Below are 18,955 nucleotides of genomic sequence, written 5' to 3'. Positions count from 1 at the left end.
CAAAGTAATTTATAGTGGAGGCCTACTCTCACCCCCACCTCTCCACCCGCAACCCCTCCACCCTCTCAAATTCCCGCACATTTCCCGTCGCCAGCACCAGCCCCTGTGAGCGGGCAATGGCGGCGATCATCAGGTCATAGGCGCCGATCATCTGGCCCTGACGTTCGAGCGTGGCGCGGATGTTTCCGGCGTGCAGGGCTGCGCGGGTGTCGAAGGGGAGGATGTCCAGCCGGGCTGCGAAGCTCTCGAGAATGGCGATGCGGGCGGCGGGATCCTCGTATCGTTCCGCACCATAATAGAGTTCGAAGAGCGTCACGTCCGACACGGCCATGCGGCCGTCATGGGCGGTGAAGGCTTCGAGCAGCGCGGCGCTGCGTTTCTTGAGGGCGTGGATGCAGATGTCCGTATCGAGCAGATAGGCCAGCATCAGGGGTCGTCGCGGCGCTGGGGCAGGGGCTGGTTGCGCTCGTTCAGGAAATCATCGTCGAGCCGGGGGCCTGCGAAGAAGTCCGCCCAGCTGCCGCCTGCAGGCAGGATCACCCGGGCATTGCCCCTGGCGATAATCTCCACCTTCTTGACGTGGTCCGGCAAAGCCACCGCCTTGGGCAGGCGGATGGCTTGCGTCTTGTTGGACTTGAAAACGGTGGAGCGGCTCATGAACAATGTATATACATGAGGGATATACTTTTCAAGCCGCTCCGCCCCTCACCACATCCGGCGCATGTCGTCCACGTCGACGCGGTTGAGGCCGATGTCGGTCAGCATCCGGTCGTCGAGTGTGCTCAGCTGGGCATAGGCGCGGCGGCGGCGCAGGGGGCGGGTGAGCGTGTCCAGGCTGCTGGCGAGGCGGGCGGAAAGCGGGAGGGCGGTCATCGGGGTGTTCCTCATCTCTTGTTGTGGGCCCTGACTAATGGGCCCGCCCCGGGCCTGCTGTGACGGCCGTCACGTCCGCCCATTAAAATGCCAGCACAGCCTTTCCGGCCGTAAGCAGGGCCAGAATGGCGAGGATCGCCAGCACGATCTGGCGGAAGCGGGCAGGGTTCGCCGTGCGGAAGATCCGCGCCCCCAGCCACACCCCCGCGGCAAGTGCGGGCAGGAAGGCCGCTGCGAAGAGGCCCGATTCCCTCGTCACCAGCCCCTCGCGGGCGAGGAAGCCGAGGCCTGCCAGATCCGTCAGCAGGAAATAGGCGATGAGCGAGGCGCGGCCTGCGGCATGGCCCGCGGGACTGGCGAAATAGAACAGGATCACCGGCGGCCCGCCGATGCCGAAGGCACCATTGGCCAGTCCCGCAGCCGCACCCACCGCAACCGTGGCCGGGGCGTTCGGCATGCGCGCCAGGGCAAATCCCCGCCACAGGAGGCCCGTGGCAAGCAGCACGAAGAGGGCGAGCGCCAGGGTCATCGGAGCGGGGGGCACATTGGCCAGGGCATAGACGCCCAGGGGCGTGCCCAGCAGCGTGCCGGCGGCCAGAAAGCCGATCGAGCGCCAGTGAACATGGCCCCAGATCGCCGGCAGCAGGTGCAGGCTTGCCGCAATCTCCAGCAGGAAGATGGCGGGAATGATCCGGGCAGGCGGAAAGATGAGGGAGAGCGAGGTGATCGCCAGCAGGGAAAAGCCGAAGCCCGAATAACCTCGCACGATCGCCGCCAGGAAAACCAGCCCGGAGGCAAATGCAAGGTGGGTAAGGTCGGGCACCGGCGGCGATCCTGTTCGCCACGGAGAAAACGCCGCTTCGGCCGATGCGCCTAGCGCCAGAGCGCCCCGACCTAATGGACAGGCGGGCGCGGCTCTTCAGGCTCGATCAGCCCGATGATGGCGCCGGCCGTATCGCCCACAACCGAAAGCCGCCCCACGCCCGGAAGCCGGAAGGCGGGCCGGATGATTTCTCCGCCCGCGAGCTCGGCCCTGGACTGGGCATCCACAATGTCCTCCACGGCCAGATAGGTCATCCAGTGGGAGGGTATCCCCTCGAAGTCCGGCTCCGTCAGCTGGAAGATGCCACCGACGGCGCGGCCGTCCTTGTGGGCCAGCCAGTAGCGCGTGCCGTCCGGCAACGTCGTCGGCTCAAAATCCCAACCGAGCGTTACACGATAAAAGTGTCTGGCCTGCTCAGGCTCCCAGGTGTTGAGTTCATGCCACCAGACTTTCAGGGGCGAGGATGCCATGCGATTCTTCCTTTCATCCTGAATGGGGGTGCCAATATCGCCGTCCGGACGCAGAATCGGGTCCGATCCGGGCAACCATGTGGCAAGACAGGGATACATTGTGGCAACCCGCTGCCCGCAGACCGGGAATCGCTGCGAATCCTGTGTGCGGTGCACAAAAAACCCCGGCGAAACGCCGAAATCGGCCCGCAGGCCCGGCAAATAGGCCGCTTTTTGGGGTTGACAGCGCGCGCTCACGAACGTAGATACCCGCACGTTCCCAACGGCAGGCAGTCGGTGCTCCGCGCATCGAAACGCTTTCGAGGGAGCGGAAGAAGAAACATTCAAGGTCAAGACCCTGTGGGCCCTGCCGGCTCCATGGTCCTCTGGTTTTGAGCACTGCGCGATCCAAGAGCCCGGATTGCGCTGGTGTTTTTGTTATGTGCAATCGGGTTCGAAGGTAGAGACAAGGCCACAATGCCGACGATCAACCAGCTCATTCGCAAGCCCCGCCAGGCACCGACCTATCGCAACAAGGTCCCGGCGATGCAGGCTTGCCCGCAAAAGCGCGGCGTTTGCACGCGCGTTTACACCACGACGCCGAAGAAGCCGAACTCGGCCCTTCGCAAGGTGGCCAAGGTCCGTTTGACCAACGGCTTCGAAGTCGTGAGCTACATTCCGGGTGAAGGTCATAACCTTCAGGAACACTCGGTGGTCATGATCCGCGGTGGCCGCGTGAAGGACCTTCCCGGTGTTCGCTACCACATCATCCGCGGCGTTCTCGATACGCAGGGCATCGTCAAGCGTCGCCAGCGTCGTTCGAAGTACGGCGCGAAGCGTCCCAAGTAAGATCGGGAGATCAGAATATGTCGCGTCGTCATCGCGCCGAGAAGCGTGAAATCAATCCGGATCCGAAGTTCGGCGATCTCGTCGTCTCGAAGTTCATGAACAACCTCATGTATGAGGGCAAGAAGTCGGTTGCCGAGGGCATCGTCTACGGTGCCTTCGACAAGATCCAGGCCAAGGCCAAGGCAGACCCCATTCAGGTCTTCCATGATGCCTTGAACAACGTGGCTCCGGCCATTGAAGTGCGCTCCCGCCGTGTGGGTGGCGCCACCTATCAGGTGCCCGTCGAAGTCCGCACCGAGCGCCGCCAGGCTCTCGCCATCCGCTGGATCATCACGGCGGCCCGCAACCGCAACGAAACCACCATGGTGGAACGCCTCTCGGGCGAACTGCTCGACGCTTCGCAGAACCGCGGCACCGCGGTGAAGAAGCGCGAAGACACCCACAAGATGGCCGAAGCCAACCGCGCCTTCTCGCACTACCGCTGGTAAGAGATACAGGACACCAAGACTATGGCCCGCGTTCACGCCCTCGAGGACTATCGCAACTTCGGCATCATGGCCCACATTGATGCCGGCAAGACGACGACCACCGAGCGCATCCTCTATTACACCGGCAAGAGCCACAAGATCGGCGAAGTGCACGACGGCGCTGCGACCATGGATTTCATGGAGCAGGAGCAGGAGCGCGGCATCACCATCACGTCCGCCGCCACGACCGCTTTCTGGAACGGTCACCGGATGAACATCATCGACACGCCTGGCCACGTGGACTTCACCATTGAAGTCGAGCGTTCGCTGCGTGTGCTCGACGGCGCCGTCTGCGTGCTCGACTCGAACCAGGGCGTTGAGCCCCAGACCGAGACCGTCTGGCGCCAGGGCGACAAATACTCTGTTCCGCGTATCGTCTTCTGCAACAAGATGGACAAGACCGGCGCGTCCTTCGAGCAGTGCATCAAGGACATCAAGGAACGCCTCGGCGCCCGCCCTGTTCCGATCCAGCTGCCGATCGGCTCCGAAATCAACTTCAAGGGCATCATCGACCTCGTCCGCATGAAGGCCGTGGTCTGGGAAGACGAAGCCCTCGGCGCCAAGTTCCACGATGAAGATATTCCGGCTGATCTGCTGGCCGCGGCCGAGCAGGCCCGCGCCGAGATGATCGAAGCCTGCGCCGAACTCGACGACCAGGCCATGGACGATTATCTGAATGGCAAGGAAATCGACAATCCCACCATCAAGAAGCTGCTGCGCAAGGCCGTTCTGACCGGCGCCTTCTTCCCGGTTCTCTGCGGTTCGGCTTTCAAGAACAAGGGCGTTCAGCCGCTGCTCGACGCCGTCGTCGACTATCTGCCGTCGCCACTCGACCGCCCGGCCATCAAGGGCATCGATCCGCGCAATGGCGAAGAGGTCACGCGTCCGTCTTCCGACACGGAACCCTTGTCGCTCCTCGCCTTCAAGCTCATGGATGACCAGTATGGCATCCTGACCTTCTGCCGCATCTATTCTGGCGTCCTGCACAAGGGCACGGCACTTCTGAACTCGACCCGCGAAAAGTCCGAGCGCGTCGGCCGCATGGTTCTCATGCACGCCAACAACCGCGAGGAAATCGCCGAAGCCTATGCGGGCGACATCGTCGCTCTCGTCGGCCTCAAGGACACCCGCACGGGTGACACGCTGTGCGACCCGGCAAAGCCCGTCATCCTCGAGAAGATGGAGTTCCCGGACCCCGTCATCGAAATGAAGGTTGAGCCCAAGACCAAGGGCGACCAGGAAAAGATGGCCGTGGCGCTCTACAAGCTCGCAGCCGAAGATCCGTCCTTCCGCGTGTCGACGGACTCAGAGTCCGGCGAGACCATCATCAAGGGCATGGGCGAACTTCACCTCGACATCAAGGTCGACATTCTGAAGCGCACCCACAAGGTTGAAGTCCAGGTCGGCGCCCCGCAGGTTGCCTATCGTGAGGCGATCACCCGCAAGGTGACCAAGGATTACACCCACAAGAAGCAGACCGGCGGCACGGGCCAGTTCGCCCGCGTCATCCTCGAAATCGAGCCGAACGAGCCGGGCGCAGGCAATGCCTTCGAATCGCGCGTTGTTGGTGGCTCGGTGCCGAAGGAATATGTTCCCGGCGTCGAAAAGGGCCTGAATTCGGTGCTCTCCTCTGGTCCGCTGATCGGCTTCCCGGTCGTTGACCTGAAGGTTGCCCTGATTGACGGCGCCTACCACGAAGTCGACTCCTCCGCGATCGCCTTCGAAATCGCCACCCGCGCCGCGATGCGCGAGGCGTTCGAGAATGCGGGCGCCGTGCTGCTCGAGCCGATGATGAAGGTCGAGGTTACCTCGCCTGAAGAATTCGTGGGCTCGGTCATCGGCGACCTCAACTCCCGCCGCGGCCAGATCGTCGGCACGTCGATGCGCGGCAACGCGAACATCATCAACGCGCTGGTGCCGCTCGCCAACATGTTCGGCTACATCAACAACCTGCGCTCCATGAGCCAGGGCCGCGCATCCTACACGATGCAGTTCGACCACTATGCCCAGGTTCCGGGCCAGGTGGCCGAAGAAATCAAAAAGAAATACGCCTAATTAAGCTGAGAACGGAGACATCCGATGGCCAAAGAGAAATTCAACCGCGACAAGCCGCACTGCAACATTGGCACGATTGGTCACGTTGACCATGGCAAGACGTCGCTGACGGCAGCGATCACCAAGGTTCTGGCCGAGACGGGCGGCGCCACGTTCACGGCGTATGACCAGATCGACAAGGCGCCGGAAGAGCGCGCCCGCGGTATTACGATCAATACGGCCCACGTCGAGTATCAGACGACGAAGCGCCACTATGCGCATGTCGACTGCCCCGGTCACGCCGACTATGTGAAGAACATGATCACCGGTGCTGCCCAGATGGACGGCGGCATTCTGGTGGTGTCAGCTGCTGACGGCCCGATGCCGCAGACGCGTGAGCACATCCTGCTCGCCCGCCAGGTTGGCGTTCCGGCGCTGGTGGTGTTCATGAACAAGGTGGACATGGTTGACGATCCGGAGCTTCTGGACCTCGTCGAGATGGAGGTGCGCGAGCTGCTTTCGTCCTACCAGTTCCCGGGCGATGACATTCCGATCATCCGTGGTTCGGCGCTGTGCGCGCTCGAGGGCAAGAACCCCGAGATTGGCCGCGATGCGGTTCTGAAGCTGATGGAAGCGGTTGACAGCTACATTCCGCAGCCGGAGCGTCCGAAGGATCAGCCGTTCCTGATGCCGATCGAAGACGTGTTCTCGATCTCGGGCCGTGGCACGGTTGTGACCGGGCGCATCGAGCGCGGCATTGTGAAGGTTGGCGAGGAAGTCGAGATCATCGGCATCCGCGACACGCAGAAGACGACGGTGACCGGCATCGAGATGTTCCGCAAGCTGCTGGACTCAGGTGAGGCTGGCGACAATGTTGGCGCGCTGCTGCGTGGTATTGATCGTGAAGGCGTTGAGCGCGGCCAGGTGCTGTGCAAGCCCGGCACGGTGAAGCCTCACAAGAAGTTCAAGGCGGAAGCCTATATCCTGACCAAGGAAGAGGGTGGCCGTCACACGCCGTTCTTCGGCAACTACCGCCCGCAGTTCTACTTCCGCACGACGGACGTGACGGGCGTGGTGACGCTGCCGGAAGGCACCGAAATGGTGATGCCGGGCGACAACATCTCGTTCGACGTCGAACTGATCACGCCGATCGCCATGGAAGAGAAGCTCCGCTTCGCCATCCGTGAAGGCGGCCGTACCGTCGGCGCCGGCGTCGTCGCCAAGATTACAGACTAAGGGCGGACAAAGACATGCAACGTCAGAATATCCGCATCCGCCTCAAGGCTTTCGATCATCGCATCCTCGATTCGTCGACGCGCGAAATCGTCAATACGGCCAAGCGGACGGGCGCGCAGGTCAAGGGCCCGGTGCCCCTGCCGACCAGGATCGAACGGTTCACCGTGAACCGTTCGCCCCACGTCGACAAGAAGAGCCGTGAGCAGTTCGAAATGCGGACTCACCGCCGCCTGCTCGATATCGTCGATCCGACCCCGCAGACAGTCGATGCTTTGATGAAGCTCGATCTGGCCGCCGGTGTCGATGTTGAAATCAAGCTCTAAGCTTAGAGCTTTGAAGGAGTGAAGCGATGCGTTCTGGTCTCATCGCACAGAAGCTGGGCATGACCCGCATCTACACGGAAGAGGGAGTTGTTGTTCCCGTGACCGTGTTGAAGGTCGATAACTGTCAGGTCGTCGCGCAGAAGACGAGCGACAAGGACGGTTACACTGCCCTGCAGCTTGGTGCTGGCGTTCCGAAGATCAAGCGGCTGACACAGGCCGAGCGCGGCCACTTTGCCGTGGCCAAGGTCGAGCCGAAGCGGAAGCTCAAGGAGTTCCGTGTGTCTCCGGACAACGTCATTCCGGTTGGTGCTGAAATCACCGTCGAGCACTTCGTGCCCGGCCAGTTCGTTGACGTGACCGCGACCTCCATGGGTAAGGGTTACGCCGGCGGCATGAAGCGCTGGAACTTCCGGGGCTTGCGCGCCACGCACGGCGTGTCGGTGAGCCACCGTTCCATCGGTTCCACCGGCAACCGCCAGGATCCGGGCAAGGTCTTCAAGAACAAGAAGATGCCTGGCCACCTCGGTGCTGAAACCGTGACGACGCAGAACATCGTCGTCGTCAAGACCGATACCGACCGCGGCCTGATCATGGTCAAGGGCTCGGTGCCGGGCGTCAAGGGTGCATGGGTTTCCGTGCGCGACGCCGTGAAGCGCAAGCTTCCGGACAGCGCGCCGAAGCCGGGCGCCTTCAAGCTTCCCGAAGCCGCCGCGGCTCCGGCAGCAGAGTAAGGGTTGACGGACATGAAAGCCGATATTCACACCATCGAGGCGAAGACAGCCGGTGAGATCGAACTCGCCGAGCACATCTTCGGGCTCGAGCCGCGCGCCGATCTGATCCACCGCGTGATCCAGTGGCAGCTCAACAAGCGCCAGCAGGGCACGCACCAGGCGAAGTCGCGTGGGGAAATTTCCCGCACCACCAAGAAGCTCGGTCCCCAGAAGGGTTCGGGCGGTGCCCGCCACGGTTCGCGCAAGGCCGGCATCTTCGTCGGCGGCGGCAAGGCCTTCGGCCCGCGCTCGCGCAGCCATGAGACGTCGCTGAACAAGAAGATCCGCGCCCTGGGCCTTCGCCATGCCATTTCGAGCAAGGCCAAGGATCAGTCGCTTGTCATCCTGGACAGCGCAGCCTCGGACGGCAAGACCAAGACGCTGCTCAATGCTTTTGAGAAGCTCGGTCTCGCCAATGCGCTGATCATTGACGGCTCGAACGTGAATGAGAGCTTCGCCAAGGCCGCCCGCAGCATCCCGAACATCGATGTGCTGCCGATCCAGGGTATCAACGTTTACGACATTCTGCGCCGCAAGAAGCTGGTTCTCACCAAGGCGGCCGTCGAAGCGCTGGAGGCGCGGTTCAAGTGAGCAAGGAACACTACTACGACATCATCAAGAGCCCCGCGATCACCGAAAAGGCGACGCTGGTCTCCGAGCATAACACGGTGGTCTTCAACGTGGCGCGCACCGCCACGAAGCCCGACATCAAGAAGGCCGTCGAAGGTCTGTTTGGCGTCAAGGTGAAGGCCGTCAATACGCTGGTCCGCAAGGGCAAACAGCGCCGCTTCAAGGGCCAGCTGGCCCTTCTGAGCGACGTGAAGCGCGCCTATGTTACCCTCGAAGAGGGACAGCGGCTCGACGTGACGACCGGCCTCTGAGTGGTGAGATAAGACAATGGCACTCAAAACATTTAATCCAACCAGCGCCGGCCGCCGCCACCTTATTCAGGTGGACCGCAGCCAGCTGTGGAAGGGCAAGCCCGTCAAGTCCCTCGTCGAGGGTCTGAGCAAGAATGGTGGCCGCGGCAATTCGGGCCGCATCACCACGCGCGGGCAGGGTGGCGGGCACAAGAAGGCCTATCGCCTGGTCGACTTCCGCCGCACCAAGCATGACATCACGGCCGTGGTGGAGCGTATCGAATACGATCCGAACCGCACGGCTTTCATCGCCCTCATCAAATATGCCGATGGCGAGCTCTCCTACATCCTGGCGCCGCAGCGCCTGGCCGTTGGTGATTCGGTTGTTGCCGGCAAGTCGGTTGACGTGAAGCCCGGCAATGCGATGCCGCTCGGCGCCATGCCGGTGGGCACGATCGTCCACAACATCGAAACGAAGCCTGGCAAGGGCGGAACGCTCGCCAGGTCTGCCGGCACCTATGCGATGGTCGCGGGCCGCGATCAGGGCTATGTGCTTCTGAAGCTGAAGTCGGGCGAAACCCGCATGGTTGACGCGAGCTGCATTGCGAGCGTCGGTGCGGTGTCCAACCCCGACCACATGAACGAAGTGATCGGCAAGGCCGGCCGCAACCGCTGGAAGGGCCAGCGCCCGATTTCCCGCGGCATCGCGCGGAACCCGGTCGATCACCCGAACGGCGGCCGTACCAACGGCGGTAAGCACTGGGCAACGCCCTGGGGCAAGCCGACGAAGGGCACCAAGACCCGCTCCAACAAGCGGACCCAGAAATTCATCGTGCGGTCGCGCCACGACCGCAAGAAGTCGCAGTAAGAGGTAGACCGTGACACGCTCTGTATGGAAAGGCCCGTTCGTGGACGGGTACCTCCTCAAGAAGGCGGAAGCCGCTCGCGGCACCGGTGGACGCGCCCAGGCCATCAAGACCTGGTCCCGCCGTTCGACCATTCTGCCGCAGTTCGTGGGCCTGACGTTCCAGGTCCACAACGGCAACAAGTTCATTCCTGTCCTCGTGTCGGAGGAAATGGTGGGTCACAAGCTGGGCGAGTTCTCGCCCACGCGGACCTTCCATGGCCACACCGCCGGCGACAAGAAAGCCGGAGGCAAGTAAGCCATGAGCAAGAAAGCACGCCCGCGCGGCCTGCCGGAGAATGAGGCGAAGGCCGTGACCCGGTCGATCCGCATCTCGCCCCGCAAGCTGAATGACGTGGCCTCGGAGATCCGCGGCATGAAGGTGGAAAAGGCGCTCGCCTATCTCACCTTCTCGCGCCGCCGCATCGCCAAGGACGTCAAGAAGACGCTCGAGTCCGCCATCGCCAATGCCGAGAACAACCATGATCTCGACATCAACAATTTGGTCGTGTCTCAGGCCTGGGTCGGCAAGAACCTGGTCATGAAGCGCTGGATGCCCAACGCCCGTGGCCGTGTGGGCCGCATCGAGAAGTTCTTCAGCGAACTGACGATCATCGTCCGCGAAGTGCGTGAAGAGAGCAAGGAGGCCGCCTGATGGGTCAGAAAGTCAATCCGATTGGCCTTCGCCTCGGTATCAACCGCACCTGGGATTCGCGCTGGTTCGCCAATTCGCGCGAATACGGCAAGCTTCTCCATGAAGATATCGCGATCCGCGAATATCTGAAGAAGGAGCTGAAGCAGGCCGGTGTTTCCAAGGTCCTGATCGAGCGCCCGCACCGCAAGTGCCGCGTCACCATCTACTCGGCACGCCCGGGTGTGGTCATCGGCAAGAAGGGTGCGGACATCGAAAAGCTGCGCCGCAAGGTGCAGGACATGACGAGCTCCGAAGTGCATCTCAACATCGTTGAAGTGCGCAAGCCCGAAGTGGATGCAACGCTGGTGGCCGAGAACATCGCTCAGCAGCTCGAGCGCCGCGTGGCCTTCCGCCGTGCAATGAAGCGGGCCGTCCAGTCCGCCCAGCGCATGGGTGCCGAGGGCATCAAGATCACCTGTTCGGGCCGCCTTGGCGGAGCCGAAATCGCCCGTACCGAATGGTACCGCGAAGGCCGCGTGCCGCTTCACACGCTGCGCGCCGACGTGGACTATGGTACGGCCACCGCCTTCACGACCTACGGCACCAATGGTGTCAAGGTCTGGATCTTCAAGGGTGAAATCCTTGAGCATGATCCGATGGCGCAGGACAAGCGCATGAATGAGCCGGCCGATGCCGGCCAGTCCCGCGGCCGCCGCGATCGCGACGCGGCTTGAGGATTAGGGATTAGCGAAAATGCTTCAACCAAAGCGTACCAAGTTCCGCAAGGCCTTCAAGGGCCGCATCCATGGCAAGTCGACCAGCTGCAACACGCTGGACTTTGGCGCCTTCGGCCTCAAGGCCGTGGAGCCCGACCGCCTCACCGCGCGCCAGATCGAGGCTGCCCGCCGCGCTCTCGCCCGTGGCATGAAGCGCGCCGGCCGCATCTGGATCCGGGTGTTCCCGGATGTTCCGGTGTCGAAGAAGCCGGCCGAAGTCCGCATGGGCTCCGGCAAGGGGTCGACGGAATACTGGGCGGCGCGTGTCAAGCCCGGCCGCGTGCTGTTCGAAATCGACGGCGTTCCGCGCGCAGTGGCTGAAGAGTCCCTGAGCCTGGCCGCTGCAAAGCTCCCGATCAAGACGCGCTTTGTTGCGCGCCTCGGCGAATAAGAGGGGTGACCGACATGCAAGCCAAGGACATCCGCGTCATGACCAAGGACCAGGTCAAGGACGAAATTCTGAAGCTCAAGAAGGAGCAGTTCAATCTGCGCTTCCAGAGGGCGACGGGCCAAGTTGAGAATACCGCGCGCATCCGCCAGATCCGCCGCGACATTGCACGGTTGAAGACCGTGCAGTCGCAGCAGGCCGCCGCGAAGTAGGAGATAGAATATGCCGAAGCGCATCCTGCAGGGCGTCGTGGTGAGCGACAAGAACGACAAGACAATCGTGGTGCTCGTCGAGCGCCGCCTGCGTCACCCGGTGCTCAAGAAGACGGTTCGTCTTTCGAAGAAGTACCACGCCCATGACGAGAAGAACGAAGCCAAGAGCGGCGACATCGTCCGTATCGAGGAGACGCGTCCGCTGTCAAAGCAGAAGCGTTGGGCCTTGGTCGAGAAGGTCGCGGCGGGTCAGGCTTAAAGAGAACAGGGAGCCCCCAGGGCTTCCATGAGTGAACGGGTGATCAGATGATCCAGCAAGAAACAAATCTCGATGTGGCGGACAATTCCGGCGCCCGCCGTGTCCAGTGCATCAAGGTGCTGGGCGGCTCCAAGCGCAAGTATGCCTCCGTCGGCGACATCATCGTGGTGTCGATCAAGGAAGCCATTCCGCGCGGCCGCGTCAAGAAGGGCACGGTCATGAAGGCGATCGTTGTGCGCACCGCCAAGGACATCCGCCGCTCGGATGGCTCGGTGATCCGCTTCGACCGCAATGCCGCGGTGCTCATCAATGCGCAAGGAGAACCGGTGGGGACCCGTATTTTCGGACCCGTGCCGAGAGAGCTGCGCGCCAAGAACCAGATGAAGATCATTTCGCTTGCACCGGAGGTGCTTTGATGTCGGCGAAGCTTAAGATCCGCAAGGGCGACAGAGTTGTCGTCACGACCGGCAAGGACAAGGGAAAGCAGGGCGAAGTCATTCGCACCATCCCGTCCGAAAACCGCGCCGTTGTGCGCGGCGTGAATGTGGCCAAGCGTCACCAGAAGCAGACGCCTTCGCAGGAAGGCGGCATCGTCTCCAAGGAACTCCCGATCCACGTGTCGAACCTGGCACTGCGGGACCCGAAGGACGGCAAGCCGACCCGTATCGGCTACAAGACTCTGGGTGACGGCAAGAAGGTGCGCGTCGCCAAGCGCTCGGGAGAAGTGATCGATGGCTAAGGAAGAGGCAAAGAAGCCCGCGGCGAAGAAGCCCGCGGCTGAAGCCAAGGGTGCCGTGGCGAAAGCGAAGAAGGCTGAAAAGTCTGCTCCTGCCGCCAAGGCTGCTCCGGGCACGCTGGCAACGCCTGCTGATTATGTGCCGCGCCTGCGCAAGCACTATGACGAGGTTGTCCGCCCCGCTCTCATCAAGCAGTTCGGCTATGAAAACGCCATGCAGGTTCCGAAGATCACCAAGATCGTTCTGAACATGGGCATTGGCGAAGCAACCCAGGACTCGAAGCTGGTTCAGGTTGCCGCGAGCGAGCTCGAACGGATTGCCGGCCAGAAGGTCGTGATCACCAAGGCCCGCAACGCCATCGCGCAGTTCAAGATTCGCGAGAACCTGGCGATCGGTGCCAAGGTGACGCTTCGCAAGGTCCGCATGTATGAGTTCCTTGACCGGCTCATCAACATCGCCCTGCCGCGCGTCCGCGACTTCCGCGGCCTGACCGACCGCAGCTTCGATGGCAACGGCAACTATGCCTTTGGCATCAAGGAACACATCGTTTTCCCGGAAATCGACTACGACAAGATCGATCGAGTCTGGGGCATGGACGTCATCATCTGCACCTCGGCCACCACCGATGCCGAGGCCCGCGCGCTGATTGACGCCTTCAACTTCCCCTTCCGCAAGCCCGCCCGCAAGGCCGCGGCGTAAACAGATCAGCTGAGGTAAAGCCCATATGGCTAAGACGAGCTCGGTAGAGAAGAACAACCGCCGCCGCAAACTGGTGAAGCAGTATGCCGGCAAGCGTGCGAAACTCAAGGCGATCATCCAGAACAAGGAGGTCACCATGGAAGAGCGCTTCGCGGCACAGCTCAAGCTTGCCGAGATGCCGCGCAATTCCGCCAAGAACAGGATCCGCAACCGCTGCGAGGTTACGGGCCGTCCGCGTGCCTACTATCGCAAACTTAAGATGTCGCGTCTGGCGCTTCGCGAGATGTCCAACCTGGGTCTGATCCCGGGCATGGTCAAGTCGAGCTGGTAACAGATACGGACTTCAGGAGAGAAGAATGAGTGTGAATGATCCGATCGGCGATATGCTGACTCGTATCCGCAATGCGCAGGAGAGGGGCAAGTCCAAAGTGGCCGTCCCCCACTCCAAGCTGCGCGAGAACGTTTTGAGCGTGCTGCAGGGCGAAGGCTTCATCCGCGGCTTCGCCGTGGTGCAGCAGGGCAGCAACAAGGCCGAGATCGAAGTCGAACTCAAGTATTTCGATGGCGCCCCGGTGATCCGCGAGCTGCAGAGGGTTTCGAAGCCCGGCCGCCGCGTCTACGCTTCGGTGCAGACGCTGCCGACCGTCTTCAACGGCCTCGGCATCTCCATATTGTCGACGCCGAAGGGTGTCATGTCGGATGCCGACGCACGCGCACAAAACGTGGGCGGCGAAGTCCTCTGCACCGTATTCTGAGGTCGGTCACATGTCTCGTATCGGTAAGAAACCAGTTCCCGTCCCCGCCGGCGTCACCGTCAACCTTGCTGGCAGCAACGTTGCGGTCAAGGGCCCCAAGGGCGAACTCAAGTTCGTGCTCACCGACCAGGTGATCGCGAAGATGGAAGAGGGCGCCGTCAAGGTGGACCCGAAGGACAAGACCAAGCTGGCTCGTTCAGCCTGGGGCATGTCCCGCACCATGATCGCCAACATGATCAAGGGTGTGACGGACGGCTACACGAAGAACCTCGAAATCACCGGCGTGGGCTATCGCGCGGCCGTTCAGGGCAAGTCCCTGAACCTGGCGCTTGGCTACAGCCATGACATCAACTATCCGATTCCGGATGGCATTGACATCAAGACGCCGAAGCCCACGGAAATCGTGATCAGCGGTATCGACAAGCAGCGCGTCGGCCAGGTTGCGGCAGAGATCCGCGACTTCCGCGGCCCCGAACCCTATAAGGGCAAGGGCGTGAAGTATGCTGGCGAATACATCTTCCGCAAGGAAGGCAAGAAGAAGTAACAGGTGATGGCCATGGCTACGAAATCTCAATCACTCCGCAAGGCCCGCGTCCGCAAGGCGCTCGCCGCGCGCGGTGCACTGCGTCCCCGGCTGTCAGTGTTCCGCTCTTCCAAGAACATCTACGCCCAGATCATCGACGACACCAAGGGTGTGACCGTCGCCGCTGCGTCCTCTCTCGAGAAGGACGTGAAGGGCACGATCAAGACCGGCGCCGACAAGGATGCCGCGGCTGCGATCGGCAAGCTCATCGCCGAGCGGGCGATCAAGGCCGGCGTCAAGGACGTCGTGTTTGATCGCGGCGGCTACCTCTATCACGGGCGCGTCAAGGCGCTCGCAGACGCTGCCCGCGAGGGCGGCCTCAACTTCTAATCTCCGGCGAAAGATAGGCGGAAAGCAATATGGCTAAGGAACGTTCGGAGCGCGGTGACCGCAAGGACCGTGACAACCGTGAAGACCGGGACAGCGAGTTCATCGACAAGCTGGTCCACATCAACCGCGTCGCCAAGGTGGTGAAGGGCGGCAAGCGCTTCGGCTTTGCAGCTCTCGTCGTCGTTGGTGACCAGAAGGGCCGCGTCGGCTTCGGCCACGGCAAGGCACGCGAAGTGCCGGAAGCCGTGCGCAAGGCTACCGAGTCGGCCAAGCGTGGCCTGATCCGTGTGCCGCTGCGCGAAGGCCGCACGCTGCATCATGACATCGACGGCCGCTGGGGTGCGGGCAAGGTGACGCTGCGCACCGCTCCTCCCGGCACCGGCATCATCGCGGGCGGCCCGATGCGCGCCGTCTTCGAGTCGGTGGGCATGCAGGACGTCGTTGCGAAGTCCAAGGGCTCTTCCAATCCCTACAACATGGTTCGCGCCACCTTCGACGCGCTGAAGAAGCAGACGAGCCCGCGTGCCGTCGCTTCCCGCCGCGGCAAGAAGGTGTCTGAGGTGATGAGCCGCCGCGGTGGTTCCGCCGCAGCCGTCGCCGAGTAAGAGAGGAAACCGATCATGGCGAATGCCCAGAAGACGGTCACCATCAAGCAGGTTGCGAGCCCGCAGCGCCGTCCCGGCGAGCAGCGCGCAACCCTGATCGGTCTCGGCCTGAACAAGATGAACAAGACCTCGACCCTGCAGGACACGCCTGCGGTTCGCGGCATGATCGCCAAGGTCGCGCACCTCGTGCGCGTCGTGGAATAAGGATTAGCTCCCATGAAGCTCAATGAAATTGCCGATAATCCCGGTTCCCGCCACGCCAAGAAGCGTGTGGGCCGCGGCATCGGTTCCGGCCTCGGCAAGACCGCGGGCCGCGGCGGCAAGGGCCAGACGGCCCGCAAGGGTGGTGCGAAGGCCGGCTTCGAAGGCGGCCAGATGCCCATCTACCGCCGTCTGCCCAAGCGCGGCTTCAACAAGCCGAACCAGGTGGACTACAACGAAGTGAATCTGTCCCGCGTGCAGACGGCGATCGATGCCAAGAAGCTCGATGCCGGCCAGCCGGTGACGGCCGCTGCTCTGCTCGCTGCTGGCGTGATCTCCGCTCCGCTGGGCGGCGTTCGCCTGCTCGGCAAGGGCGAGCTCAGGTCCAAGGTCGCATTCGAGGTCTATCACGCAACGGCCGGCGCCGTGGCTGCCGTCGAGAAAGCGGGCGGCTCGGTCAAGATGCTGAAGCCGGCTGACAAGCCGGCACCGGACGCGAAGTAAGCTTGCAGGCACCGGAACGGGGCCCCACATACGGGGCCCTGACCGCTGTGCGAGGACGAGACTATGGCATCAGCCGCTGAACAACTTGCCGCAAACCTGAACTTCGGCGCGCTCGCCAAGTCGGAAGATCTGAAGAAGCGCATCTGGTTCACGCTCGGCGCGCTGATTGTCTATCGTCTTGGCAGCTACATCCCGATCCCCGGCGTTGACGCGGTCCAGCTGGCGAAATTCGCTGCACAGAATTCCAACGGTATCCTGGGCTGGGTGAACAATCTGGCCGGCGGCGCACTTGGCCGCATGGCGATCTTCGCCCTCAACATCATGCCCTATATTTCGGCCTCGATCATCATTCAGCTGATGACGTCGGTCTCACCCCATCTTGAACAGCTCAAGAAGGAAGGCGAGCAGGGCCGAAAGAAGATCAACCAATATACCCGCTACGGCACTGTGCTTCTGGCCGCACTCCAGTCCTATGGCATTGCTGTGGGACTTGAAGGGCAGGGCGGCCTCGTCGTCGATCCCGGCATGTTCTTCCGCCTTTCCACGGTCATCACGCTGACGGGCGGCACGGTGTTCCTGATGTGGCTGGGTGAGCAGATCACCTCGCGCGGCATCGGCAACGGCATCTCGCTCATCATCTTCGCCGGCATCGTCGCCAATCTGCCGAGCGGTATTGCGGGGCTTCTCGAACTGGGCCGGACCGGCCAGGTTTCGACCTTCGTGATCCTCGGCATCATCGTGATGGCGTTTGCCGTCATCGCCTTCATCGTGCTGATGGAGCGTGCCCAGCGCCGCCTTCTGATCCAGTATCCGAAGCGCCAGGTGGGCAACAAGATGTTCCAGGGCGAAAGCTCGCACATGCCGCTGAAGCTGAACACGTCAGGCGTGATCCCGCCGATCTTCGCGTCTTCGCTTCTGCTGCTGCCCATCACCGTTGCCAATTTCACCAAGGGGCAGGGCCCTGAATGGCTGAACACAGCCACGGCCCTCCTGGGCCACGGCCAGCCGTTGTTCATGGTGATGTATGCAGCTCTGATCGTGTTCTTCGCCTTCTTCTACACCTCCATCATGTTCAATCCGAAGGAGACGGCGGACAATCTGAAGAAGTACGGCGGCTTCATTCCCGGCATCCGCCCGGGTGACCGCACGGCGGACTACATCGACTATGTGCTGACTCGCATTACCATGATCGGTGCGCTTTATCTGGTGGCGGTGTGCTTGTTGCCTGAGTTCCTGATCAACTACACGGGCGTTCCCTTCTATTTCGGCGGCACCTCGCTGCTGATCGTCGTGAGCGTTACCATGGATACTGTTGCTCAGGTGCAAGGACATCTGCTGGCCCAGCAATATGAGGGCCTGATCCGGAAGTCCAAGCTCAGAGGCTCCAAGCGGTGAACATCATACTTCTCGGGCCCCCGGGGGCCGGCAAGGGTACGCAGGCGAAGCTTATTGAAGACGCCCATGGCATGAAGCAGCTCTCCACGGGCGACATGCTGCGGGCTGCCGTTGCCGCCGGAACCGAGACGGGCCGCAAGGCCAAGGAAATCATGGACCGGGGCGAACTCGTCCCCGATGCTGTGGTGGTTGGCATCATCGCTGACCGGCTTGACCTGCCCGACGTCAAGAAGGGCTTCATTCTGGATGGATTCCCGCGCAACACGGCCCAGGCCGAGGCGCTGGATGAGATGCTGGGCGGCAAGGGCCTGAAGCTCGACGCCGTGATCGAAATGAAGGTTGACGATGAGGCGCTGGTTGAGCGCATCACCGGCCGTTACACCTGCGCCAGCTGTGGCAAGGGCTATCATGACCGGTTTGAGCAACCGAAAGTTCAAGGCATCTGCGATGTGTGCGGGGGAACCCAGTTCACGCGCAGGGCCGATGACAACGAGAAGACGGTCCGTGACCGCCTCGCTGTCTACAATAAGCAGACCGCGCCGCTGGTGCAGTATTATGGCGGGCGCGGGACGCTGAAGACGATCGACGGAATGGCGGACATCACGCAAGTGACCCGCCAGATCGAGGGCGTGCTGAAGGGCGTTTGAGATCCGAAATAGCGCTGTTCTGGAGGTTGACGCGAGAGCGATTCCCATCTAGATACAGCGCCAATCGCGGTCGAAGACAGGCTGACTTCAGGGGGAATACCCCTTGGGGTACGGCCTTATGCCTTTGCAGACGGCCGGTCGAAGCTGGAAACATATACGAAATCGGCGGCTTAAGCCGTTGAAGTGATTAGGAGATCAGGCGTGGCCCGTATTGCAGGCGTCAACATTCCGACCAACAAGCCCGTGGCGATTTCGCTGCGCTACATCTTTGGAATCGGCCCCGTGAATGCGGTCGAGATCTGTGAGAAAACCAAGATCGATCAGGCCAAGCGCGTCAATGAGCTTTCGGATGCCGAAGTTCTGGCGATCCGCGAAGTCATCGACCGCGACTATGTGGTGGAGGGTGACCTTCGCCGTGAAGTGTCGATCAACATCAAGCGTCTCGTGGACCTTGGCTGCTACCGCGGCCTGCGGCACCGCAAGGGCCTGCCCGTGCGCGGCCAGCGCACCCACACCAACGCCCGCACCCGCAAGGGTCCCGCCAAGGCGATTGCCGGCAAGAAGAAGTAAAGGCTGAAAGAA

At 62.1% G+C, this 18,955-nt stretch carries 33 protein-coding genes; 28 read left to right on the top strand and 5 right to left on the bottom strand.

Annotated features, from left to right (window positions below; genetic code table 11):
* Nucleotides 1–28: 28 nt before the first annotated feature.
* From vapC to ACO06F_RS02605, 5 genes are all read right to left on the bottom strand, one after another.
* Nucleotides 29–427, bottom strand: coding sequence for a type II toxin-antitoxin system tRNA(fMet)-specific endonuclease VapC (gene vapC / locus ACO06F_RS02625; RefSeq protein WP_421695147.1), 399 nt, complete (start codon nt 425–427; stop codon nt 29–31).
* The gene (gene vapB, locus ACO06F_RS02620; RefSeq protein WP_421695146.1) at nt 427–657 is read right to left on the bottom strand and encodes a type II toxin-antitoxin system VapB family antitoxin; all 231 of its coding nucleotides are present in this window, start codon (nt 655–657) and stop codon (nt 427–429) included. Before vapB ends, vapC begins: the two co-directional genes overlap by 1 nt.
* A 48-nt stretch (nt 658–705) precedes the next feature.
* Nucleotides 706–873 (bottom strand): DUF1127 domain-containing protein, encoded by a 168-nt coding sequence (locus ACO06F_RS02615; RefSeq protein WP_421695145.1) that lies wholly within the window; start codon nt 871–873, stop codon nt 706–708.
* An 82-nt stretch (nt 874–955) separates the two neighbouring features.
* Entirely contained in the window at nt 956–1,696 is a 741-nt protein-coding gene (locus ACO06F_RS02610) for a sulfite exporter TauE/SafE family protein (RefSeq protein ID WP_421695144.1), read from the bottom strand.
* 71 nt (nt 1,697–1,767) lie between these two features.
* Entirely contained in the window at nt 1,768–2,166 is a 399-nt protein-coding gene (locus ACO06F_RS02605; RefSeq protein ID WP_421695143.1) for a VOC family protein, read from the bottom strand.
* A 456-nt stretch (nt 2,167–2,622) separates the two neighbouring features.
* Between ACO06F_RS02605 and rpsL the strand changes: the two genes are divergently transcribed.
* The 28 genes from rpsL to rpsM all read left to right on the top strand — a co-directional run bounded on the left by rpsL (nt 2,623) and on the right by rpsM (nt 18,943).
* Nucleotides 2,623–2,994 (top strand): 30S ribosomal protein S12, encoded by a 372-nt coding sequence (gene rpsL / locus ACO06F_RS02600; protein WP_111200369.1) that lies wholly within the window; start codon nt 2,623–2,625, stop codon nt 2,992–2,994.
* Between the two features lie 17 nt (nt 2,995–3,011).
* Entirely contained in the window at nt 3,012–3,482 is a 471-nt protein-coding gene (gene rpsG / locus ACO06F_RS02595) for a 30S ribosomal protein S7 (protein WP_421695142.1), read from the top strand.
* A gap of 21 nt (nt 3,483–3,503) precedes the next feature.
* Nucleotides 3,504–5,576: an elongation factor G gene (gene fusA / locus ACO06F_RS02590; protein ID WP_421695141.1), complete on the top strand. Its 2,073-nt coding sequence runs from the start codon at nt 3,504–3,506 to the stop codon at nt 5,574–5,576.
* 24 nt (nt 5,577–5,600) lie between these two features.
* Nucleotides 5,601–6,791 (top strand): elongation factor Tu, encoded by a 1,191-nt coding sequence (gene tuf, locus ACO06F_RS02585; protein WP_421694903.1) that lies wholly within the window; start codon nt 5,601–5,603, stop codon nt 6,789–6,791.
* 14 nt (nt 6,792–6,805) lie between these two features.
* On the top strand, nt 6,806–7,114 hold the full coding sequence (gene rpsJ / locus ACO06F_RS02580; protein ID WP_421695140.1) for a 30S ribosomal protein S10: 309 nt from the start codon (nt 6,806–6,808) through the stop codon (nt 7,112–7,114).
* A gap of 26 nt (nt 7,115–7,140) precedes the next feature.
* Nucleotides 7,141–7,845: a 50S ribosomal protein L3 gene (rplC, locus tag ACO06F_RS02575; protein ID WP_421695139.1), complete on the top strand. Its 705-nt coding sequence runs from the start codon at nt 7,141–7,143 to the stop codon at nt 7,843–7,845.
* A 12-nt stretch (nt 7,846–7,857) separates the two neighbouring features.
* Complete coding sequence (gene rplD, locus ACO06F_RS02570; RefSeq protein WP_421695138.1) at nt 7,858–8,475, top strand: 50S ribosomal protein L4; 618 nt, start codon at nt 7,858–7,860, stop codon at nt 8,473–8,475.
* Nucleotides 8,472–8,765: a 50S ribosomal protein L23 gene (locus ACO06F_RS02565; RefSeq protein WP_421695137.1), complete on the top strand. Its 294-nt coding sequence runs from the start codon at nt 8,472–8,474 to the stop codon at nt 8,763–8,765. The genes rplD and ACO06F_RS02565 overlap by 4 nt, the downstream gene beginning before the upstream one ends.
* Before the next feature lie 16 nt (nt 8,766–8,781).
* Nucleotides 8,782–9,612 carry a 50S ribosomal protein L2 gene (rplB, locus tag ACO06F_RS02560; protein ID WP_421695136.1) on the top strand — a complete coding sequence of 277 codons (831 nt, stop codon included), beginning with the start codon at nt 8,782–8,784 and terminating at the stop codon, nt 9,610–9,612.
* A 10-nt stretch (nt 9,613–9,622) separates the two neighbouring features.
* Nucleotides 9,623–9,907: a 30S ribosomal protein S19 gene (gene rpsS, locus ACO06F_RS02555; RefSeq protein ID WP_421695135.1), complete on the top strand. Its 285-nt coding sequence runs from the start codon at nt 9,623–9,625 to the stop codon at nt 9,905–9,907.
* A 3-nt stretch (nt 9,908–9,910) separates the two neighbouring features.
* A complete protein-coding gene (gene rplV / locus ACO06F_RS02550) occupies nt 9,911–10,303 on the top strand; it encodes a 50S ribosomal protein L22 (RefSeq protein WP_421695134.1) in 393 nt (130 codons plus the stop codon).
* On the top strand, nt 10,303–11,016 hold the full coding sequence (gene rpsC / locus ACO06F_RS02545; RefSeq protein WP_421695133.1) for a 30S ribosomal protein S3: 714 nt from the start codon (nt 10,303–10,305) through the stop codon (nt 11,014–11,016). Before rplV ends, rpsC begins: the two co-directional genes overlap by 1 nt.
* A gap of 19 nt (nt 11,017–11,035) precedes the next feature.
* Nucleotides 11,036–11,449, top strand: a complete 414-nt coding sequence (gene rplP, locus ACO06F_RS02540; RefSeq protein WP_421695132.1) for a 50S ribosomal protein L16 — start codon at nt 11,036–11,038, stop codon at nt 11,447–11,449.
* A 14-nt stretch (nt 11,450–11,463) separates the two neighbouring features.
* Nucleotides 11,464–11,658, top strand: a complete 195-nt coding sequence (gene rpmC / locus ACO06F_RS02535) for a 50S ribosomal protein L29 (RefSeq protein WP_421695131.1) — start codon at nt 11,464–11,466, stop codon at nt 11,656–11,658.
* Nucleotides 11,659–11,668: 10 nt separating this feature from the next.
* Entirely contained in the window at nt 11,669–11,917 is a 249-nt protein-coding gene (rpsQ, locus tag ACO06F_RS02530) for a 30S ribosomal protein S17 (RefSeq protein WP_395660359.1), read from the top strand.
* A gap of 47 nt (nt 11,918–11,964) precedes the next feature.
* On the top strand, nt 11,965–12,333 hold the full coding sequence (rplN, locus tag ACO06F_RS02525) for a 50S ribosomal protein L14 (protein WP_421695130.1): 369 nt from the start codon (nt 11,965–11,967) through the stop codon (nt 12,331–12,333).
* A complete protein-coding gene (rplX, locus tag ACO06F_RS02520) occupies nt 12,333–12,656 on the top strand; it encodes a 50S ribosomal protein L24 (protein ID WP_421695129.1) in 324 nt (107 codons plus the stop codon). The genes rplN and rplX overlap by 1 nt, the downstream gene beginning before the upstream one ends.
* Entirely contained in the window at nt 12,649–13,353 is a 705-nt protein-coding gene (rplE, locus tag ACO06F_RS02515; RefSeq protein WP_421695128.1) for a 50S ribosomal protein L5, read from the top strand. Before rplX ends, rplE begins: the two co-directional genes overlap by 8 nt.
* A gap of 25 nt (nt 13,354–13,378) precedes the next feature.
* Nucleotides 13,379–13,684 (top strand): 30S ribosomal protein S14, encoded by a 306-nt coding sequence (rpsN, locus tag ACO06F_RS02510; RefSeq protein ID WP_421695127.1) that lies wholly within the window; start codon nt 13,379–13,381, stop codon nt 13,682–13,684.
* Between the two features lie 25 nt (nt 13,685–13,709).
* Nucleotides 13,710–14,108 (top strand): 30S ribosomal protein S8, encoded by a 399-nt coding sequence (rpsH, locus tag ACO06F_RS02505; protein WP_421695126.1) that lies wholly within the window; start codon nt 13,710–13,712, stop codon nt 14,106–14,108.
* Between the two features lie 10 nt (nt 14,109–14,118).
* Nucleotides 14,119–14,652: a 50S ribosomal protein L6 gene (rplF, locus tag ACO06F_RS02500; protein WP_421695125.1), complete on the top strand. Its 534-nt coding sequence runs from the start codon at nt 14,119–14,121 to the stop codon at nt 14,650–14,652.
* Between the two features lie 12 nt (nt 14,653–14,664).
* The gene (gene rplR / locus ACO06F_RS02495) at nt 14,665–15,021 is read left to right on the top strand and encodes a 50S ribosomal protein L18 (RefSeq protein WP_421695124.1); all 357 of its coding nucleotides are present in this window, start codon (nt 14,665–14,667) and stop codon (nt 15,019–15,021) included.
* Between the two features lie 29 nt (nt 15,022–15,050).
* The gene (rpsE, locus tag ACO06F_RS02490; protein ID WP_421695123.1) at nt 15,051–15,626 is read left to right on the top strand and encodes a 30S ribosomal protein S5; all 576 of its coding nucleotides are present in this window, start codon (nt 15,051–15,053) and stop codon (nt 15,624–15,626) included.
* Between the two features lie 15 nt (nt 15,627–15,641).
* Nucleotides 15,642–15,830 carry a 50S ribosomal protein L30 gene (gene rpmD / locus ACO06F_RS02485; RefSeq protein ID WP_421695122.1) on the top strand — a complete coding sequence of 63 codons (189 nt, stop codon included), beginning with the start codon at nt 15,642–15,644 and terminating at the stop codon, nt 15,828–15,830.
* Nucleotides 15,831–15,842: 12 nt separating this feature from the next.
* The gene (gene rplO / locus ACO06F_RS02480; protein WP_421695121.1) at nt 15,843–16,331 is read left to right on the top strand and encodes a 50S ribosomal protein L15; all 489 of its coding nucleotides are present in this window, start codon (nt 15,843–15,845) and stop codon (nt 16,329–16,331) included.
* 63 nt (nt 16,332–16,394) lie between these two features.
* Nucleotides 16,395–17,726: a preprotein translocase subunit SecY gene (gene secY / locus ACO06F_RS02475; RefSeq protein ID WP_421695120.1), complete on the top strand. Its 1,332-nt coding sequence runs from the start codon at nt 16,395–16,397 to the stop codon at nt 17,724–17,726.
* The gene (locus tag ACO06F_RS02470; protein WP_421695119.1) at nt 17,723–18,373 is read left to right on the top strand and encodes an adenylate kinase; all 651 of its coding nucleotides are present in this window, start codon (nt 17,723–17,725) and stop codon (nt 18,371–18,373) included. Before secY ends, ACO06F_RS02470 begins: the two co-directional genes overlap by 4 nt.
* Before the next feature lie 201 nt (nt 18,374–18,574).
* Complete coding sequence (rpsM, locus tag ACO06F_RS02465; protein WP_421695118.1) at nt 18,575–18,943, top strand: 30S ribosomal protein S13; 369 nt, start codon at nt 18,575–18,577, stop codon at nt 18,941–18,943.
* Nucleotides 18,944–18,955: the final 12 nt, after the last annotated feature.

It is taken from the genome of Aestuariivirga sp. (assembly GCF_965227715.1).
GTDB lineage: Bacteria > Pseudomonadota > Alphaproteobacteria > Rhizobiales > Aestuariivirgaceae > Aestuariivirga.
Note: the sequence above shows the minus strand (reverse complement) of the source record. Positions and strands in the feature narration are given on the sequence as shown.

Bases quoted from the DNA above. Each gene is read 5' to 3' on its own strand.
- rplD (WP_421695138.1), top strand. From the start codon at position 7,858: ATGAAAGCCGATATTCACACCATCGAGGCGAAGACAGCCGGTGAGATC.
- rpsL (WP_111200369.1), top strand. From the start codon at position 2,623: ATGCCGACGATCAACCAGCTCATTCGCAAGCCCCGCCAGGCACCGACC.
- rplN (WP_421695130.1), top strand. From the start codon at position 11,965: ATGATCCAGCAAGAAACAAATCTCGATGTGGCGGACAATTCCGGCGCC.
- rpsN (WP_421695127.1), top strand. From the start codon at position 13,379: ATGGCTAAGACGAGCTCGGTAGAGAAGAACAACCGCCGCCGCAAACTG.
- vapC (WP_421695147.1), bottom strand. From the start codon at position 427: ATGCTGGCCTATCTGCTCGATACGGACATCTGCATCCACGCCCTCAAG.
- rpsH (WP_421695126.1), top strand. From the start codon at position 13,710: ATGAGTGTGAATGATCCGATCGGCGATATGCTGACTCGTATCCGCAAT.
- rplB (WP_421695136.1), top strand. From the start codon at position 8,782: ATGGCACTCAAAACATTTAATCCAACCAGCGCCGGCCGCCGCCACCTT.
- vapB (WP_421695146.1), bottom strand. From the start codon at position 657: ATGAGCCGCTCCACCGTTTTCAAGTCCAACAAGACGCAAGCCATCCGC.
- rplX (WP_421695129.1), top strand. From the start codon at position 12,333: ATGTCGGCGAAGCTTAAGATCCGCAAGGGCGACAGAGTTGTCGTCACG.
- tuf (WP_421694903.1), top strand. From the start codon at position 5,601: ATGGCCAAAGAGAAATTCAACCGCGACAAGCCGCACTGCAACATTGGC.
- rplE (WP_421695128.1), top strand. From the start codon at position 12,649: ATGGCTAAGGAAGAGGCAAAGAAGCCCGCGGCGAAGAAGCCCGCGGCT.
- rplC (WP_421695139.1), top strand. From the start codon at position 7,141: ATGCGTTCTGGTCTCATCGCACAGAAGCTGGGCATGACCCGCATCTAC.
- rplV (WP_421695134.1), top strand. From the start codon at position 9,911: ATGAGCAAGAAAGCACGCCCGCGCGGCCTGCCGGAGAATGAGGCGAAG.
- fusA (WP_421695141.1), top strand. From the start codon at position 3,504: ATGGCCCGCGTTCACGCCCTCGAGGACTATCGCAACTTCGGCATCATG.
- rplR (WP_421695124.1), top strand. From the start codon at position 14,665: ATGGCTACGAAATCTCAATCACTCCGCAAGGCCCGCGTCCGCAAGGCG.
- rpmD (WP_421695122.1), top strand. From the start codon at position 15,642: ATGGCGAATGCCCAGAAGACGGTCACCATCAAGCAGGTTGCGAGCCCG.
- rpsQ (WP_395660359.1), top strand. From the start codon at position 11,669: ATGCCGAAGCGCATCCTGCAGGGCGTCGTGGTGAGCGACAAGAACGAC.
- rpmC (WP_421695131.1), top strand. From the start codon at position 11,464: ATGCAAGCCAAGGACATCCGCGTCATGACCAAGGACCAGGTCAAGGAC.
- ACO06F_RS02605 (WP_421695143.1), bottom strand. From the start codon at position 2,166: ATGGCATCCTCGCCCCTGAAAGTCTGGTGGCATGAACTCAACACCTGG.
- rpsE (WP_421695123.1), top strand. From the start codon at position 15,051: ATGGCTAAGGAACGTTCGGAGCGCGGTGACCGCAAGGACCGTGACAAC.
- rplP (WP_421695132.1), top strand. From the start codon at position 11,036: ATGCTTCAACCAAAGCGTACCAAGTTCCGCAAGGCCTTCAAGGGCCGC.
- rpsJ (WP_421695140.1), top strand. From the start codon at position 6,806: ATGCAACGTCAGAATATCCGCATCCGCCTCAAGGCTTTCGATCATCGC.
- rpsC (WP_421695133.1), top strand. From the start codon at position 10,303: ATGGGTCAGAAAGTCAATCCGATTGGCCTTCGCCTCGGTATCAACCGC.
- secY (WP_421695120.1), top strand. From the start codon at position 16,395: ATGGCATCAGCCGCTGAACAACTTGCCGCAAACCTGAACTTCGGCGCG.
- rpsG (WP_421695142.1), top strand. From the start codon at position 3,012: ATGTCGCGTCGTCATCGCGCCGAGAAGCGTGAAATCAATCCGGATCCG.
- rplF (WP_421695125.1), top strand. From the start codon at position 14,119: ATGTCTCGTATCGGTAAGAAACCAGTTCCCGTCCCCGCCGGCGTCACC.
- rplO (WP_421695121.1), top strand. From the start codon at position 15,843: ATGAAGCTCAATGAAATTGCCGATAATCCCGGTTCCCGCCACGCCAAG.
- ACO06F_RS02615 (WP_421695145.1), bottom strand. From the start codon at position 873: ATGACCGCCCTCCCGCTTTCCGCCCGCCTCGCCAGCAGCCTGGACACG.